Below are 16,623 nucleotides of genomic sequence, written 5' to 3'. Positions count from 1 at the left end.
GGCAAGCGCGCCGGGCGTCTGATGCTGATCATTGCCTGGGCCGCGGCGCTGTTTCTGGCGACGCGGTTTTTTGGTGAGTGGGAGCAACGTCAGGAAAATCCGAACACCCACGTCACCTCTGAACACGGTGACGGATACGTCGAAGTGCAACTGGCGAGCAATCGCCAAGGGCATTTCGTCATGACGGGGCAGATCAATGCGCGTCCCGTGCAGTTCATGCTCGATACGGGCGCGACCAACGTCGCGATTCCGGAGGCCGTTGCAGACACACTGCGGCTTGAGCGCGGTGTCAGGGTCGAGGTCAGCACGGCCAACGGTCGTACGGAAGCCTTTCGGACCACGCTGCAGCGATTGCAGATCGGCGATATCGTCCTGAATAACGTGCGCGCCCTGGTGGTGCCCGGTCTGGACGGAGACGAGGTGCTGCTGGGTATGAGCGCCGTTAAACAACTCGAATTCACACAGCGCGGTGGCAAATTGCTGCTGCGTCAGACGACAAAATGATGAGGCCCGCATGAGCGACTCCCTTGACCTCAGCCTGGACGGCGTAGAACGCCGGTCACTGGCTGACTTCACCGAACAGGCCTATCTCAACTACTCGATGTACGTGATCATGGACCGCGCCCTGCCGCACATCGGCGACGGCTTGAAGCCCGTACAGCGGCGCATTATCTACGCCATGAGCGAGTTGGGTCTGGACGCCGACGCCAAGCATAAGAAATCGGCGCGTACCGTCGGTGATGTGCTCGGTAAGTTTCACCCGCACGGCGATTCGGCCTGCTACGAAGCCATGGTGCTGATGGCGCAGTCTTTCAGCTATCGCTACACGCTGGTGGACGGCCAGGGCAACTGGGGTGCGCCGGATGATCCCAAGTCCTTCGCGGCCATGCGTTACACCGAAGCCCGTCTGTCGCGCTACTCCGAAGTGCTGCTCACCGAGCTGGGCCAAGGCACGGCGGACTGGGTGCCGAACTTCGACGGCACGCTGGATGAACCTGCCGTTTTGCCGGCGCGTTTGCCGAACATCCTGCTCAACGGCACCACCGGCATCGCCGTGGGCATGGCGACCGACGTTCCGCCGCACAACCTGCGCGAGGTCGCTTCCGCTTGCGTGCGCCTGCTGGACGAGCCAAAAGCCACCATCGAGGAGCTGTGCGAGCACGTTCAAGGCCCGGATTATCCGACCGAAGCGGAAATCATCACGCCGCGCGCTGACCTGCTGAAAATTTACGAAACCGGCCGTGGCTCGGTGCGCATGCGCGCCGTGTATCGCGTCGAAGATGGCGACATCGTGGTCACGGCGCTGCCGCACCAGGTGTCCGGCGCCAAGGTGCTGGAGCAGATCGCCGGGCAGATGCAGGCCAAGAAACTGCCGATGGTCGCCGACCTGCGTGACGAATCCGACCACGAGCATCCGTGCCGGATCGTGATCATTCCGCGTTCCAACCGCGTCGATCCTGAAGAGTTGATGCAGCACCTGTTCGCGACCACGGAGCTTGAATCCAGCTACCGCGTGAACATCAACATCATCGGTCTGGACGGCAAGCCGCAGCTCAAGAACCTGAAAGCGCTGCTGTCTGAGTGGTTGCAGTTCCGGATCACCACGGTGCGTCGTCGTCTGCAGTTCCGTCTGGACAAGGTCGAACGCCGCCTGCACCTGTTGGAAGGTTTGCTCACCGCCTACCTGAATCTGGACGAAGTGATCCACATCATCCGGACCGCCGAGCACCCGAAAGCCGAGCTGATCGCGCGTTTCGACCTGTCGGAAATCCAGGCGGACTACATCCTCGACACCCGTCTGCGTCAATTGGCGCGTCTGGAAGAGATGAAGCTGCGCAGCGAGCAGGATGAACTGCTCAAGGAGCAAGCCAAGCTGCTGGCCCTGCTGGGCAGCGAGACCAAGCTGCGCAAGCTGGTCCGTACCGAATTGCTCGCCGATGCCCAAACCTATGGCGACGACCGCCGCTCGCCGATTGTCGCGCGCGCTGAAGCCAAAGCGCTGTCTGAAAACGAACTGATGCCGACTGAGCCTGTGACTGTCGTTCTGTCGGAAAAAGGCTGGGTGCGTTGCGCCAAGGGCCACGACATCGACGCAACAGGGCTTTCATACAAAGCGGGGGATGGCTTCAAAGCGGCGGCGGCTGGACGTTCCAACCAGTTCGCCGTGTTCATCGACTCCACCGGGCGCAGCTACTCGCTGGCGGCGCACACGCTGCCATCGGCACGGGGCCAGGGTGACCCGTTGACCGGCCGTCTGACACCGCCACCTGCGGCGACCTTCGAGTGCGTGTTACTGCCGGATGATGAGGCGCTGTACGTCATCGCCTCCGATGCGGGCTACGGCTTCGTGGTCAAAGGCGAAGACTTGCAGGCCAAGAACAAGGCGGGCAAGGCGTTGTTGAGCCTCCCGAACGGCGCAAAAGTCATCCTGCCGCGGCCTGTTCCTGATCGTGAGCAGAACTGGCTGGCCGCTGTCACGACGGAAGGTCGTCTGCTGGTGTTCAAGATCAGCGACCTGCCGCAACTGGGCAAAGGCAAGGGCAACAAGATCATCGGGATTCCGGGCGAGCGCGTGGCGAGCCGTGAGGAATACGTGACCGATCTGGCCGTCATTCCCGAGGGCGCGACCCTGGTGCTGCAAGCGGGCAAGCGTACGCTGTCTCTGAAGCCGGACGACCTCGAGCACTACAAAGGTGAGCGTGGGCGACGTGGCAATAAGCTACCGCGAGGCTTCCAGCGTGTAGACGCGTTGTTGGTGGAAAGCGCTACGTAAACAGCAGATTTCAGTGCTCGATCTTCGTTTCGTCACGAAGATCGACGCAGAATCGCTGGAGTCATCGCGCATATTCACGGATGATATGTCGTCTTGAGGTGCGGGCGTGGCTGTGTGCCTTCATGTTTTCTTGAGTCTTTGACAGTGTGGCGCGCCGTGCGGCGTCCACTTGGACGGAATGATGAATTTTCTACGCGTTCCATTTGTTCTGTTGTTGACCGGCGTTCTGGGTTTGGCCGGGTGCAGCGTTCATCAACCTACATCGCTCTACCAACTGGACAGTGGCGATCCCGGGCAACCTAAACAAAGTGCCGGGGTTGCGGTTTTGCTGGGCCCGGTCTCCGTTGCTGACTATCTGCAACGTGAAACATTACTGCAGCGTCAAGCTGACGGTAGCCTGACCGCCTCGACAGACGGTCGTTGGGCGGGCAGTTTGTCTGCTGATATCGATCAACTGCTCCTGCGCCAATTGGCGTGGAAGCTCGACAGCCAGCGTGTGGTTATGGCGCCAGCGGCCGCCAACTTCACACCAGACGTTCAAGTCGTGCTGTCGATCACGCGTCTGGATTCGGGTGAGAATCAGCCAGCGGTCCTGGACGCACAATGGCGCCTGTTGGACCGTCGTGGCACTGTCCGCGACAGCAAGCTGATTCATTTGGAAGAGCCGCATGCCGGTACTTCTGCAGCACAGGTCAAGGCTCAGGGCGTGTTGCTGCAACGTCTGGCCGAACAACTGAGCGCTGCCGTCAAACCGGTCGCGAGTCAGCCATTGGTCGCTGAAGAGCCAAAGAAAGCCGCTCAGCCTGCCAAGACCCGTACCGATCAGGACAAGCCAAAGATTCCGATGGCTTCTCCGATCCGCACTGATCTGGAAGTGTTCCGCTTCTAAATCAAGCGCAAACAAAAAGCCCGCAGCGATGCGGGCTTTTTTGTGGGTGTTGCCTGGGTTGGGATCGCTACCTTGATGGCCCGCAGGCCATCAAGGTAGGTATTCAAGCCACGCCCTGTCCTTCCAGACAATCAGGCCTTACGCGCCTCGTGCATGCGTGCAAGCTGGCGTTCGAGCATCGACGGGTAGGGCTCCATCAGGCGCTCTACGCAGCTGGCGCCTTCCGGACTTGCGATCGGGCGGATGCGGGCACGCTGACGGATAGTGTGGTCTTCGCTGATCTTGCGCTCGACCAGCAGCAGGTTGCGGCTATGCTGCGACAAGGCCAGTGCGTCCTGTGCGGTTTCGGTCAGCAGCAGGTCGATCTGGTTCATGCCGTGCAGGCCTTCACCGAGGGTCAGGCCCAGCTGCAATTGCAGCGTGATGCCGCTGTCCGCGACTTCGATCTGCAGCGCGTGGCTGAGGGCGCGCAACAACTCGCCGCAGCAAATCGCGTTGGTCAGGTAGTCGTCACCGCTGTCCTGCGTACTGAAGACCATCAGAGAGCTGCCGTCGTTCAGGGTGTGCAGTTCGCTGTCGTAGAGCGAGGCGGCCTGATCGATGCAGTCGCGATAACGTTCCAGCAACTCGGTCAGCCGGGCGCGGGGCAGGCGACGGAGTTGCTCTTGCGAGCCCAGCTGGACGGCCAGCACGGCGCTGTATTGCGGCTGGGACGGCACGACAGGCAGCACAGGGCGTGGAGCAGGCTTCTGGACGGCAGGCGAGTGGTCACGCAGGTCGGCGAACGGATCTTCTTCGTCGTCCTCGTCTTCCTCGGCCACGATACGGCGGGCAGGGATAGCGGTGGCGCGCGGCTTGGGCGCGTCGTCGAATTCCGGGTCGTTCAGGTCGCTGGTATCGAACTCGGGCGAAGCGTCTTCCTCCTCGTCGACGTGCTCAGGCTCCGGAACAGGGGCGGGTTCCGGCTCAGGCGGCGCATAGGACGCCTTGAGCTGGCGCGCCAGGTCGCCGATCTCGTCCTGACGGTCAGTCGCCGGGGTGTACGGGTCGATGTAGCGCAACCACATGCGCAGTTGCAGCATGGGGGTCGAAATATGCCGCCCCAGTCGCAGGCTCAAGGCGAGTGCGAGCGCGAGCAGAATCCCGGCAAGAATGCCCATGCTTTGAAGGCTGATGGTCAAGGGTTGCTGGAACTGGCTCATGTCCAGGCTGATGCGAAGCGTGCCTGCGACGACGTCCTGGAACGTGACCTTGATCTCGTAAAGGCCTTCGGCCTCACCCAGAAGCCCGTTTTTCGGACGCTGGCCGGCCTCCGCGAGAATGCGGTTGTCGACGCTGTAGATGGCGGCGTGAGCGACCAGCGGATTCTTCACCAGGTTACCCAGCAACACGTTGAGGCTGAGGATGTCGTTGGACACCAGCAGCTCCGTGGCGGAGGTCGCGGTTTGCGTGGTCAGGGCCTGCCCCAGTGCGTCGGCCTGTTCGTGCATGGCTTGCTTGAACTGCAAACCCATGACGCAGGCGTAAATCACCAGCGCCAGCGCGACGAGGATCACGTTGTGGCTGGCGATACGCAAAGCAATCGGAACACGTCGGTGACGCAATGCCCGGAAGATCAGCAAGAAGAAGTTATCGGTTTTTACTGGCGTGGGCCGGTTCACTGAGCACGGCTCTCTTGGAAGAAGTTGGGGCGCAGTATAGCGAGCGACCCAGTAGCGGCAAAGCGCTCACTGTGCCCGGCGGTCACTGAAAGTGAGTAGAATGCGGTTTTTTTCCACTGCGGGGGTGCGCCTTGCGCGAAATTGTCCTGATAAACATCACCGGTGAAGACCGCCCGGGTCTCACGGCTGCCATTACAGGTGTGCTGGCCGACGGTGGCGTCGATGTTCTGGATATTGGTCAGGCCGTGATCCACGACACGCTGTCGTTCGGCATTCTGGTCGAGATTCCGGACACCGAAAGCGGTGCGACTGTGCTGGATCGGGTCCAGGTAAAGGCAGACGAGCTGGGGCAGCAGGTGTTGTTTACCCACGTCAGCGAAGACGACTACCAGCATTGGGTCGACGATCAGGGCAAGGACCGGCACATCGTCACGCTGCTGACCCGCAAGGTCACGGCCGAACAATTGCAGACGGTCAGCGCGATCACCGCCAAATACGGGCTGAACATCGACCGTATCGATCGTCTCTCCGGGCGTATGCCGCTGGATATGCCGAGCGGCAAGGGCAAGGGTTGCATCGAGTTTTCCGTGCGCGGCGAGCCTGCCGACGCTCAGCAGATGCGCGCCGAATTTCTGCACGTGGCTCAGGAATTGAACGTCGATATCGCGTTTCAGCAGGACTCACTGTTTCGTCGAAATCGCCGCCTGGCGGTGTTCGACATGGACTCGACGCTGATCGAGGCCGAGGTGATCGACGAACTGGCCAAGGCCCATGGGGTTGGCGACCGTGTGTCGGAGATCACCGAGCGCGCCATGCGCGGTGAGCTGGATTTCCGCGCCAGCTTCAAAGAGCGGCTGGCGTTGCTCAAGGGCCTGGACATCAAGGTTCTGGACGAAATCGGCGCGTCGTTGCGGCTGACTGAAGGTGCCGAGACCCTGTTTGCCGAGCTCAAGCGTCTGGGTTACAAAACCGCGATTCTGTCTGGCGGCTTTACCTACTTCGCACGTCAGCTGCAGGCCAAGCTGGGTATCGACTACATCTTCGCTAACGAGCTGGAAGTGGTCGATGGCAAATGCACGGGCGTCGCGGTCGAGCCCATCGTCGATGCACAGCGCAAAGCCGATCTGCTGCGCGAACTGGCCAGCAAGGAAGGTTTGAGCCTGGAGCAGACGATTGCAGTCGGCGACGGCGCGAACGACCTGCCGATGCTGGCGATAGCCGGACTGGGCGTCGCGTTTCGTGCCAAGCCGCTGGTCAAGCAGTCAGCCAAGCAGGCGATTTCGACGCTGGGGCTGGATGGCGTGCTGTATCTGCTGGGGTTTCGGGATCGGGAAGGGCGTGACCGTTAAGTAGACGGATGACGTGTAAGCCGGCTTGCTGGCGAACGGGATGTGCCAGACACAGAAAGTGGCGCTGACGTGCCGCTTTCGCCAGTAAGCCGGCTTCTACCCGGTGTTCCACGTCATTGGTTCGGGCGGCAGGACTACAGCACCGTCCACAACGAATCGAATTCCTGCTCCGGACCCGCTTGCGGCGCGTTCTTCTTCGGCCCTTCCAACACTTCATACTCGAATTGGTTGTAGCTGCCTGTCGTCGCCCGGCGATTGCTCAGGCTGGCGCGACGCTCATCGCCACTGGTGTTGATCATCACCTTGCTGCCGTCTTCGAACGGCAGGCGAGGGGCGATCACGGTGGCCGGCACGTCAATTGCGCGGACCTCGGGCAGCAACAGCGCACGCAAGTATTGACTGCTTTGCTCGGCGCGCAGCAATTGCAGGCCGCAGGCCTGTGCAAACGGGGCAATCAATTCGACGCCCATCTGTGTTCCGCCGCTTCGCACCTGACGCACCCAGCGCACCACGGCAATACTCCAGCCGTGGCCGTGGTCCTGAATTCCGATCATTTCTCCGGCCTGCAACTGGTCCGGTACGTCTTTCGGCCAGGCCAGGCAGTAGCCGCCGGGGCTGTGATTGACGATGTGCAGTGCGTAAGTGGGAAAGCTGTTCTGGGCGTCAGACGCCGCCGTTGCCTCGGACTCGCTGCCCTGATACTCGATTTCTTCGAACGGCAGCATGTTGCTGGAGCTGCCGCTGCGTTGAACGTCCATGGCTTGCGCCCATGGGTCATGACGCGTCGGTTCCAGGGGCTGCAGCGTGTATTCGGCGACCTTGCTCACCGTCACAGCGGGCACCAGCAGCAAATCACTGAAGCATTTCTGTCCGCCGACAAAATAGTGCAGGGCGCTCATGCCGACGCAGACGGTCAGCGTGCCCTGGCCGGGCGTGCGTTGAAAGGCGCGCTCCGACACGTCACCCCACGCCGCCGCGAGGTGTTGCAGCACATCAATCGACAGCCCGGGCGGCACATGCAGGTAGGACTGTGAGCGCTGTTCGATTGGCAGTTCGATATAGCGATGCAGCGCGGCAGACAGCGCGCGCGGGTTGATGCCGAGCAGGTTGGCGCGTTGGTCCTCGGCATACAGCGAGGTGTAGCGCGGCGCGGTGTCAGTGCTGGGGGCTATGGCGTACAGGCTGGTGTCGTCGAGCGGTTGCTGCAACGTCACCATCGCGCTCCAGGCGTCCAGCGCATCGGCCAGTTTGCCGATGTTGTGCTGGCGCATCTGATTGCAGCGTGAGCAACCCATCAGCAGCGCAACGAGGTATGTCTGTTCTACCGTCAAGGTGCGCGTGTGATGCGCCTGGCTATCGGCCACCGGGATGTTATGCAGCTGATGTTGGCGGGCGATCTGGTAGATCTGGTGAAGCTCCAGCCACAAACCGTCCTGCACCGGGCAATAAAGCTGGTTGGCGCGAATCAACGGGCCGTTGAGGCAATGCAGCGCCCGTTGCAGGGCAGTGGTCAACAGGGTCGTGCGATCCCTGGTGAGCCGTGGCGCCACCCGAGCGATGATTTGCTTGTAGCCAATGGCAAGATGGTTTTGCAGGGCCTGGCACAGGTTGGCGACTTTGCGCGGGCGCTCTTCCAGTACCACCGACTGATTGAGGAAATGCCGCTCCAGGTGCTTGCACACGAAAGACACTTCCGGGCGCAGCAGCTCTAGCAGTTGCAGCCGGTTTTCACTGGGCGTGAGCAGTTGATTCAGTTCACCCAGGCCCTGATAAAGCTGGCGGGCCATTTCACCGAGGTTGGCTTTGGGAAGGGTAGAGATCCAGCGCTTGAGGTCTTTTGGCGTCGCGTCACAGAACGACAGGCTCGACTGCGTCGGCACAGGTGCGCGCAACAACAGTGGGAGACTTAAATTACTCATGTGACAGGCAAACCCCAACAACTACTGGCTCGTACGGCTTCGTGAAAACTGCGGTGCATTGGCACGCGGTCAAGCGAAACGAGCGAGTGTACGTCAATTGAAAGCGAAGTTTCCTACAACACCGATGGACGACTTTAGCAGCATCAGTTCTTGATCGCAGCCTTTAATATCAAAGTGACACCGTATCAGTCTTGATACATCAGGGATGAGGCGACCCATGGCGGCCTGCAAGGGCATTGCAGGCGCGCCAGAAAACCGTTTCAGAAATTAACAGGCAATAATCAGGCCTGAGCAGGTGCTGCCAGCAATTGGCCCATTTGCACGGGCGACCCTGCCGCCAGATGCTCTGCCCATTTCACCTGATGGGGGCCGAACAGCACGATGGCAGTCGAGCCCAGCTTGAAGCGACCCAGCTCTGCGCCTTTTTCCAGATGGATCGGAGCACGCGCGGCTTCGTCGTAGCTGAAGGTTTTCAGCTCGCGTTTGGGTGGTGTAACAAGGCCGGCCCACACGGTTTCGATGGACGCAACGATCATCGCGCCGACCAGAACCACCGCCATCGGGCCACGCTCGGTGTCGAACAGGCAGACCACGCGCTCATTGCGGGCGAACAGTTCAGGAACGTTTTCGGCGGTCGTCTGGTTCACCGAGAACAGGCGACCCGGGACGTACACCATCTCGCGCAGCGTCCCTGCCAGCGGCATGTGAACGCGGTGGTAATCCTTCGGTGATAGATAAACCGTCGCGAATTCGCCACCCATGAACGGGGCTGACAGGCGGGCGTCGCCACCCAGCAGTTCCAGCGCGCTGTAACTGTGGCCTTTGGCCTGGAAGATACGGCCGTGATCAATCGGGCCCAACTGGCTGACCGCGCCGTCGGCAGGGCAGAGGATGGCGCCCGGCGTTTCGTCCAGCGGACGCGCACCCGGTTTCAAGGCGCGGGTGAAGAAGTCGTTGAAATGAGGGTAGGCGGTAAAGTCTTCGACCAATGCCTGGGACATGTCGACCTGATAACGGCGCACGAACCACTGCGTGAACGCGTTCTTGAACCAGCGCACGCGGCATTCGGCAACGCAGCCGGCCAGGCGTGACAGCAGATGGTGGGGAAGCAGGTATTGGAAAAGAATAAACAGACGCTGTTTCATCAAGATTCCTAAAACGTTTCAAAAAGGGCTTTTGACAGGTGAAGCCAGTGCGGGCAGCAGGGGCGCCCGGTTATTTCTCGATCGGTGTGTCCGGGTGGTTGCCCCATTCGCCCCACGAGCCGGCATAACCTTTGACTCGCGGGTAACCCAGGGCCTTGGCCACCAGATAGGTGAAGCCGGAACGGTGGTGGGTCTGGCAATGGGTGATGACTTCTTTGTCCGGCGTGATGCCCAGGCTTTCCAGAATCTGTGGCATGTCTTTGCGGATGCGCAGATGGCGCCCCGGATCCATGCCCGCGGTCCATTCAAAGTTGACGGCGCCGGGAATGTGTCCACCTTTGGCGGCTACCACTTTCTCCCCTGAATACTCCGTTGGACCGCGCGCATCCCAGATCGCCAGATCAGCGGCGCCCAGGCGGCTTTGCAGGTATTCACGGGTGGCGGTGGGTTCGTCATGGAGCGTCAGCGGGACAGGACCGCCAACCGGTGCCGGCACGTCAGTGGACAATGGCAGGCCTTCGGCTTGCCAGGACAGCAGGCCGCCGTCCAGATAGTGATATTTCGAATGCCCGATTACGTCCAGTAGCCAGATGAAGCGGCCCGCCCAACCGCCGCCTTCGTCGTCGTAGACCACGTAGACCGCATCAGGGTTGTGGCCCAGCTCACCGAACAGGGCTTCCAGCTGTGTCTTCGTCGGCAGCAGGCCGGGAGCAGGAGGTTGACCCAGTTGTGTACGCTTGGGGTCAACGAACCGTGCGCCCGGGATGTGACCGGCCTCATAACGAGGTGCGCTGGTCAGATCCACCAGGATCAGGTCTGAAGCGCCGAGGCGTGCCTGCAGTTCTGCGGGCTCGATCACCAGCGGCAAGCTTGAGAAGGCAGACATGTGGGTCTCCAGATCACGAAAAAGAGGCGAATTGTAGCTCAGCCGTCAGGCATTGCGATGGCTAAAGGTCGTCAGCGCTTTCTCGATGCACTGTCCTGTTTTACCAAAGGCCTGGACCGTGACTTCCGAGAACGGACCGCCGCCCTGGTCGGCAACGATCAGCATCACCACGCGGCCATTGCTCGCCAGTGAGCGAATCAGCAGGTTTTCCCCCGTGAACAGGTTGCGCAGTTGAGGTGGCAGCAGCGCCGAGAATTGAGCGTTGTTGGCAGGTGTCAGGCGCAATTGCGTGGCTTGGGCGAGTAATCGCTGCAGCACGGTGCTGTCTTTATAAGGAATCATCAGGGCCGCTGCGGATTTATCCACACCCGCGATCTGGTGCACGCGCAAGCTGTCGCTTTTGCGGTCGATCATCAGCAGCAGTGCGCGCTGCATCCCGGACGCCAGCAAGGCATCCCGTGCGCAGGTGGTCAGGTGCATCGCGTTGGTGAACGCGCTGGGCTCCCTGAGCAGGTCGCCGCAGTGCTTACGCCAGACCTGCAAGGCCTCGGCGGAAGGGGGCGGCGCCGGTAGCAATCCTTTATGCACGCGCCGCGCGTCCCATGGCCAGAGCAAGGCTTCGGCCGGATGCCAGACGCCCGGTGCGGCATGTTGCCGAGCACTGGCGGCGGCGTTCTGGTGCACCTGCTGCTGCAGCTCCATCAAGGGTTGTTGCCGGTACAGGCTCGTCAGCAATTGCCAGCGCAGGTTGTGCGGCGTGTCCCAGGCCTGTTGTGCCGATAACGCCAGACCGTTGGCCAGCAGGATGGTGTTGGCAGGCTGATTGAGCCAGCGCTGCAACGGCAAGTCGGCATCCAGGCTCTGTTGCTGTTTGAGGGGGTCTTCGTTTTCGTGAGCGATGCGCAACACGTTCACCAGGTTGCGCTGTTCGTGGATCAGCAACTGATAGCCCTGCGTCACCCAGATCGGCAGCCGCCAGTGCTCGGCCAGCGCCTGGCACAGGCACAGCAACCGAACGCCAAACAAAGACTTCTCGACAGTCCGCGCCGACTCTCCTTTATGAATGACCCGCAGCTCCCACTCTTCCAGCAGCTTGGGGTGGGCCAGCGCCATCGGCCACAACGGCGCGAGAAACAGCAGGCTGCCCAGGTGAATGTCCTGCCAGAGGCGCGCCAACTGGTTGGCGAACAAGCCATGAGCCTGTTGCGTGGCGTGCTGGCTGATCATTTGAAGCTGGCGCAGTGCGACAGGGATGTCCTGTAATTCGACGCTGGGCAGACGAGTGAGCAGGGTGGCCGTTCTGGCCAGTCCCAGTCGGTTCAGTGCGACCTCAAGGCTTTCGGCCGGCTCAGCCAGGCCGCTGCCGTGGACATTGGCCTCGCGCAGCACGCTCAGCACCAGCGCAGGGCTGTCTTGCATCAATTCGGCGATGTCCCGAAGCGAGCGGCGGCTGTCATTCAGCGCTGCGTTGACCTTCGCATGCGCGATCGCCGGGACAGGCAAAGCAATGCTGTCCAGTTGTTTGACCCAGGTGTCGAGTGTCTGCGGAACGGGGAGCGATGAGGCTTTATCTGATTGCATTCACAAGGCCCATACGGCTGGGAGGTTTTGATCGGCGTCGAATGATGGCATCATGCTGGCCTTCGAGCGGGTATGCCCGAGCCAGACGCCAGACAGGTTTTTCACGTGATTTGACTATAGTCTGGCGCACTCATGCCGATAAGTAGAACAAGAGTTTTGAACGCTTCTCGCACAATGACCATGAACCCGACTCAGTAAGTATTTTTTATCTATGGCAAAAATTATCGGCATCATCGTCGTTTTCGCGAGCGTCCTCGGCGGCTACGTACTTTCCCACGGTCAGATCGCTGCGTTGATCCAGCCTTTCGAGGTCCTGATCATCGGCGGTGCTGCGTTCGGCGCATTTTTGCAGGCGAACCCGGGCTACATGACCATGCACGTCATCAAGAAATCCTTGAAGATGTTCAGCTCGCGTTTCACCCACGCCTTCTACCTTGAGGTGCTGGGCCTGATCTACGAGATCCTCAACAAGAGCCGTCGTGAAGGCATGATGGCGATTGAAGGCGATATCGAAGAGCCGGAGAACAGCCCGATCTTCGCCAAGTACCCGAGCATCCTCAAAGACACCAGGATGATCGCCTTCATTTGCGACTACTTGCGCATCATGTCGTCCGGCAACATGGCCCCTCACGAGCTCGAAGGCCTGTTCGACATGGAACTGTTGAGCATGAAGGAAGAGCTGGAGCACCCGTCCCACGCGGTGACCGGCGTGGCAGACGGTATGCCCGGTTTCGGTATCGTCGCGGCAGTACTCGGTATCGTGGTGACCATGGCCTCCCTGGGCTCCGGCGACAAGGCTGCAATCGGTATGCACGTCGGTGCAGCGCTCGTGGGTACCTTCTTCGGTATTCTCGCGGCGTACGGTTTCTTCGGCCCGCTGGCCACCTCCCTGGCGCACGACGCCAAGGAAGAAATGAACGTGTTCGAAGCTATCAAGGCCTCCCTCGTGGCGTCGGCTTCGGGCGTGCCGCCTTCACTGGCGGTCGAGTTCGGTCGCAAGGTTCTGTATCCGGCGCACCGCCCCAGCTTCAGCGAGCTGGAACAAGCTGTCCGCGGTCGTTGATCCATGGAAAATAATCAGCCAATCATAGTCAAGCGCGTCAAGCGCTTTGGCGGAGGGCACCACGGCGGCGCCTGGAAAATCGCTTTTGCCGACTTCGCGACGGCAATGATGGCGTTCTTCCTGGTGCTGTGGCTGATGTCCTCGGCCACGCCCGAACAATTGATCGCCATCGCCGGTTACTTCAAGGACCCGGTCGGTTTCTCCGACAGTGGCTCGCCTTACGTGATCGACCTCGGCGGTTCGCCCGAGATGTCGCCTGACCAGACGCTCAACCCTGAAGTGAAGAGCACGCCTGCGCCGGACAAAGTGCCTGTCGATGCCGACAAGCAGGATGCCGCCGCCGAGCAGGTCGAGCAGGAGCGCCTGGAAATGCTGTTGCAGGAGCTTCAGACCAAGATCAACGAGAACCCGCAACTGGCCAAGTTCAAGGACCAGATCCTGTTCGAGATCACTCAGGACGGCCTGCGTATTCAGATCATGGACGCCGAGAACCGCCCAATGTTCGACATCGGAAGCGCGCGTCTGAAGCCTTATTTCGAAGACATCCTGCTGGCCATGGCTGACACCATCAAGGCCGTGCCGAACAAAGTCAGCATCAGCGGTCATACCGACGCGACACCGTATGTAGGCAACAACGGATTCGGTAACTGGGAGCTGTCGGCCAGCCGCGCCAACGCCGCTCGCCGGGCGCTGATTGCCGGTGGGTATCCCGATCCGCAGGTTGCTCGTGTCGTGGGTTATGCCTCGTCTTCGCTGTACGACAAGGAACACCCTGAAAACCCGATCAACCGCCGTATCGACATCGTCGTGCTGACCAAAAAGGCTCAGGCGCGCATCGAAGGCGATCAGAACGCTGGCGAGGCGCCCAAGACCGACGCTGCCCCGGCTCCGACCTCGCCAACTGCGCCGGGCGGCAAGCCAGGCGCATCGACCGCCGCACCAGCGGTCGATCCCCAGGCTTATGCCCAGCCCCACGAGATCCGACAGAAGCTGAACATCTTCGATCAAGGGCAACTGAAGATCGATGAGACCAAGAACTGACGGTTAGATCGTGGTCGTCCGGGCGGGCCTCTCGCGAATGAATCTCCCACAGCAGGCATGCATTTTTCATATGGGAGGAATTCATTCGCGATGGCCGCACTTCGGCGATAACCCTCGCACACAAAAACGCCGCGATCATCGCGGCGTTTTTTTGTCTCTGAACGTCCAGCTGTCGCTGTCAGGCTTGCCGGCGGTGGCGATATTGAAGGTATCGCCACCTACGAGCCACCCTCCCGTAGGAGCGCGCTTGCCCGCGATTGAGGTGTGTCAGGCACCATCAATGTTGAATATGCGAACGCCATCGCGGGCAAGCGCGCTCCTACTATGTGGTGGCGATCAGTAACTGCTACCCGTCAAGCTCGCAATGATCGAGCGGTAGCTGTTCATTCGTTCGAACTTGCCGAGGTCCCATACCGAAAAAACAACCGGTCAACCCCTGCGCGGGCGGCGAGAGCAAAAACGCTGATACCTGCGTTAAAGCAGCTATATCCCAAGGCTCGAATGGGGTAGTGGGGGAGCAGAATCCAAAGCAAAAGTGCTGTCATCACCGCCATGGCTAATAGTTTGGCATACAGCCTAGGTAGCGAAAACATTAAGATATTCATAACGATCAATACGTACGCGGCTAGGTGCTTGGCACCCCCGGATACCGCATCCTTCGCTGTGATTTCGCCAAAGTACGTTTGATAAAGATCGACACTATAGTCATGGATCTTTACGGAGGCTAGGGCGACCAGAAGATAGATCGCGACGCCTGCTAGATATCTCAACATTACGGTGTCCAAGCTTTATACTTTTCGAGACTGTCTTCCGTTATCCAGCTTTTAAGGTGGAGCGGTGAGGTCGGTTGATAAAAGGTGTCAACTTTCTGTTTGCTGCTCAATCCCCTCAGTCCACCATATATTTCAGAAGTTGAGAATTCTCTAATGAAGTTTTTTGAGGCCCATAATGCAGCTCTGATGATAATAAAGTTATCGTAAACGTTTTGACTGCCTTGTTCTTTTTCCAATCTGCCCGTCGCCCAGGCAAGTCCAACCTCTCCGGTTTTTCTAATGGCCATGTCGGTACTGTCTGTCCTTTGCCACTGCAATCGGAATGTGTCTACGGCAAACGGAATCTGACCTAATCCATCGGTCCAGTAGGGTTCACCCTCCACCAGGCATAACAAATATCCATCGCCACCAGACGTTTGATTTTTCCAGTCTCCAGGAAGTCCGGCGTAATACATCAATGCCCCACGGTCAATGATGGCGAACTCAATGATCGATTGCCACGTATGATGCTTGAATGCGTCATGTGCTGCTGAACCTTCAATGCTGTTGATGGGGTTTGTCCATAGAATTTTTCGGTAATCGTCCGCCAATGGTTCAAACCACTGAATCTTCTCTCCATACAGTTGGTTTGCCGTCATTATGCGAAAAGGCCTATCGCAGAGAACCGGTTCGAGAGCAAACAATGGAACGCCATTTGAGCGAGTGATCACCCATATCTCTGGGATAACCAACGTTTCGATAGCTGTGTCTTCGCTGGCTGTAGTCTGGCTATCGAGGCGCAAGCGAGTGTCGCCGTTCTCTGTGACGAAAGTGTAGGGCACGCCGGAGATCTCAATGATCGTCTCCATGGGCTACTCCGACGCTAGAAAGATGGTGACAATTTCCGGTTTCTGGCGCGTCGAAAAGCATTTCGCCCTGCCATGGGTCACCGTGCCAGCCTCTTCAATTCCGCTCTCCGAGATGACTTTATACGGGAGCCCTTCCACCAGTTTTCCGCTGGTTGTCTTGAACGCAAAGAGCCGATTGAACGTGCCGGGAATGACGGGTGGAGATGGCGGCTCGAAAGGGGCAGGTGTATATGTGTTCCCGATAATTACGGTCCCCGACCCTCCGATGATCACATTACCGTGGCTCGCCACCGAACCTACGATGGCAGCAGGTTTCCCATTAATCAGAACAGAACTGGAGAGTCCATTGATTAATCTTCCACCGCACTCCGTGGTATCACCCTCACGAGCGGCAGGTAGACCGTCAAAGAAAACATTGCTTGAACCTGAAGTTATAGGGCTGGTGCCATGACCTGGGAGTGAACACTCGGTGGGGTCTGTAACACGGGCTGCGGGTTTTCCGGGCATGATAGGCATCCTTGATGCTTCGGGCGTAGCGTTAAGACTTGCTCCAACCGAGACCCGGTCCTCGGCTTAGGTTACCGAGTCGAAGAAATACACCGGCATGAAATGCCATCAGTTGAAGAAAAGGCGGTGCGCAGGATTTACTCACCCGTCGTTGCGTTCAGAAATAAGAAATTTCAGAAGGGGAAGTA

Annotated in this window: 13 protein-coding genes; 6 read left to right on the top strand and 7 right to left on the bottom strand. The window is 59.5% G+C overall.

The window, feature by feature from the left end:
* Positions 1 to 21 precede the first annotated feature (21 nt).
* The 3 genes from AB4N84_RS07805 to AB4N84_RS07795 all read left to right on the top strand — a co-directional run bounded on the left by AB4N84_RS07805 (position 22) and on the right by AB4N84_RS07795 (position 3,662).
* Complete coding sequence (locus tag AB4N84_RS07805) at positions 22 to 504, top strand: retropepsin-like aspartic protease family protein (protein WP_460046959.1); 483 nt, start codon at positions 22 to 24, stop codon at positions 502 to 504.
* A gap of 10 nt (positions 505 to 514) precedes the next feature.
* On the top strand, positions 515 to 2,773 hold the full coding sequence (gene parC, locus AB4N84_RS07800) for a DNA topoisomerase IV subunit A (RefSeq protein WP_074751793.1): 2,259 nt from the start codon (positions 515 to 517) through the stop codon (positions 2,771 to 2,773).
* A 181-nt stretch (positions 2,774 to 2,954) separates the two neighbouring features.
* Entirely contained in the window at positions 2,955 to 3,662 is a 708-nt protein-coding gene (locus AB4N84_RS07795) for a PqiC family protein (RefSeq protein WP_074751795.1), read from the top strand.
* Between the two features lie 131 nt (positions 3,663 to 3,793).
* On the opposite strand, the gene AB4N84_RS07790 is transcribed toward AB4N84_RS07795, so the two are convergent.
* Positions 3,794 to 5,323 (bottom strand): histidine kinase, encoded by a 1,530-nt coding sequence (locus AB4N84_RS07790; RefSeq protein ID WP_460045853.1) that lies wholly within the window; start codon positions 5,321 to 5,323, stop codon positions 3,794 to 3,796.
* Positions 5,324 to 5,454: 131 nt separating this feature from the next.
* Here AB4N84_RS07790 and serB point away from each other — a divergent pair, with 131 nt between their 5' ends.
* Positions 5,455 to 6,672, top strand: coding sequence for a phosphoserine phosphatase SerB (serB, locus tag AB4N84_RS07785; protein ID WP_460045852.1), 1,218 nt, complete (start codon positions 5,455 to 5,457; stop codon positions 6,670 to 6,672).
* A 134-nt stretch (positions 6,673 to 6,806) separates the two neighbouring features.
* Here serB and AB4N84_RS07780 read toward each other — a convergent pair whose 3' ends face one another.
* The 4 genes from AB4N84_RS07780 to AB4N84_RS07765 all read right to left on the bottom strand — a co-directional run bounded on the left by AB4N84_RS07780 (position 6,807) and on the right by AB4N84_RS07765 (position 12,203).
* Positions 6,807 to 8,591, bottom strand: a complete 1,785-nt coding sequence (locus AB4N84_RS07780; RefSeq protein ID WP_460045851.1) for a molecular chaperone — start codon at positions 8,589 to 8,591, stop codon at positions 6,807 to 6,809.
* A 281-nt stretch (positions 8,592 to 8,872) separates the two neighbouring features.
* Complete coding sequence (asd, locus tag AB4N84_RS07775) at positions 8,873 to 9,742, bottom strand: archaetidylserine decarboxylase (RefSeq protein WP_167362045.1); 870 nt, start codon at positions 9,740 to 9,742, stop codon at positions 8,873 to 8,875.
* Positions 9,743 to 9,806: 64 nt separating this feature from the next.
* Positions 9,807 to 10,622 carry a thiosulfate sulfurtransferase gene (gene rhdA / locus AB4N84_RS07770; protein WP_460045850.1) on the bottom strand — a complete coding sequence of 272 codons (816 nt, stop codon included), beginning with the start codon at positions 10,620 to 10,622 and terminating at the stop codon, positions 9,807 to 9,809.
* Between the two features lie 45 nt (positions 10,623 to 10,667).
* The gene (locus AB4N84_RS07765; RefSeq protein WP_074751809.1) at positions 10,668 to 12,203 is read right to left on the bottom strand and encodes an HDOD domain-containing protein; all 1,536 of its coding nucleotides are present in this window, start codon (positions 12,201 to 12,203) and stop codon (positions 10,668 to 10,670) included.
* A gap of 211 nt (positions 12,204 to 12,414) precedes the next feature.
* On the opposite strand from AB4N84_RS07765, the gene motA reads away from it, so the two are divergent.
* Positions 12,415 to 13,266, top strand: coding sequence for a flagellar motor stator protein MotA (motA, locus tag AB4N84_RS07760; protein WP_062379054.1), 852 nt, complete (start codon positions 12,415 to 12,417; stop codon positions 13,264 to 13,266).
* Positions 13,267 to 13,269: 3 nt separating this feature from the next.
* Positions 13,270 to 14,307 carry a flagellar motor protein MotB gene (gene motB, locus AB4N84_RS07755; protein WP_460045849.1) on the top strand — a complete coding sequence of 346 codons (1,038 nt, stop codon included), beginning with the start codon at positions 13,270 to 13,272 and terminating at the stop codon, positions 14,305 to 14,307.
* Positions 14,308 to 15,079: 772 nt separating this feature from the next.
* Here motB and AB4N84_RS07750 read toward each other — a convergent pair.
* Both AB4N84_RS07750 and AB4N84_RS07745 read right to left on the bottom strand, forming a co-directional pair.
* The gene (locus AB4N84_RS07750; RefSeq protein ID WP_460045847.1) at positions 15,080 to 15,928 is read right to left on the bottom strand and encodes a hypothetical protein; all 849 of its coding nucleotides are present in this window, start codon (positions 15,926 to 15,928) and stop codon (positions 15,080 to 15,082) included.
* Positions 15,929 to 15,931: 3 nt separating this feature from the next.
* On the bottom strand, positions 15,932 to 16,435 hold the full coding sequence (locus AB4N84_RS07745; protein WP_460045845.1) for a PAAR domain-containing protein: 504 nt from the start codon (positions 16,433 to 16,435) through the stop codon (positions 15,932 to 15,934).
* Positions 16,436 to 16,623: the final 188 nt, after the last annotated feature.

Source organism: Pseudomonas sp. S2_H01 (genome assembly GCF_054668305.1).
This window is presented reverse-complemented; position numbering and strand designations above follow the sequence as displayed.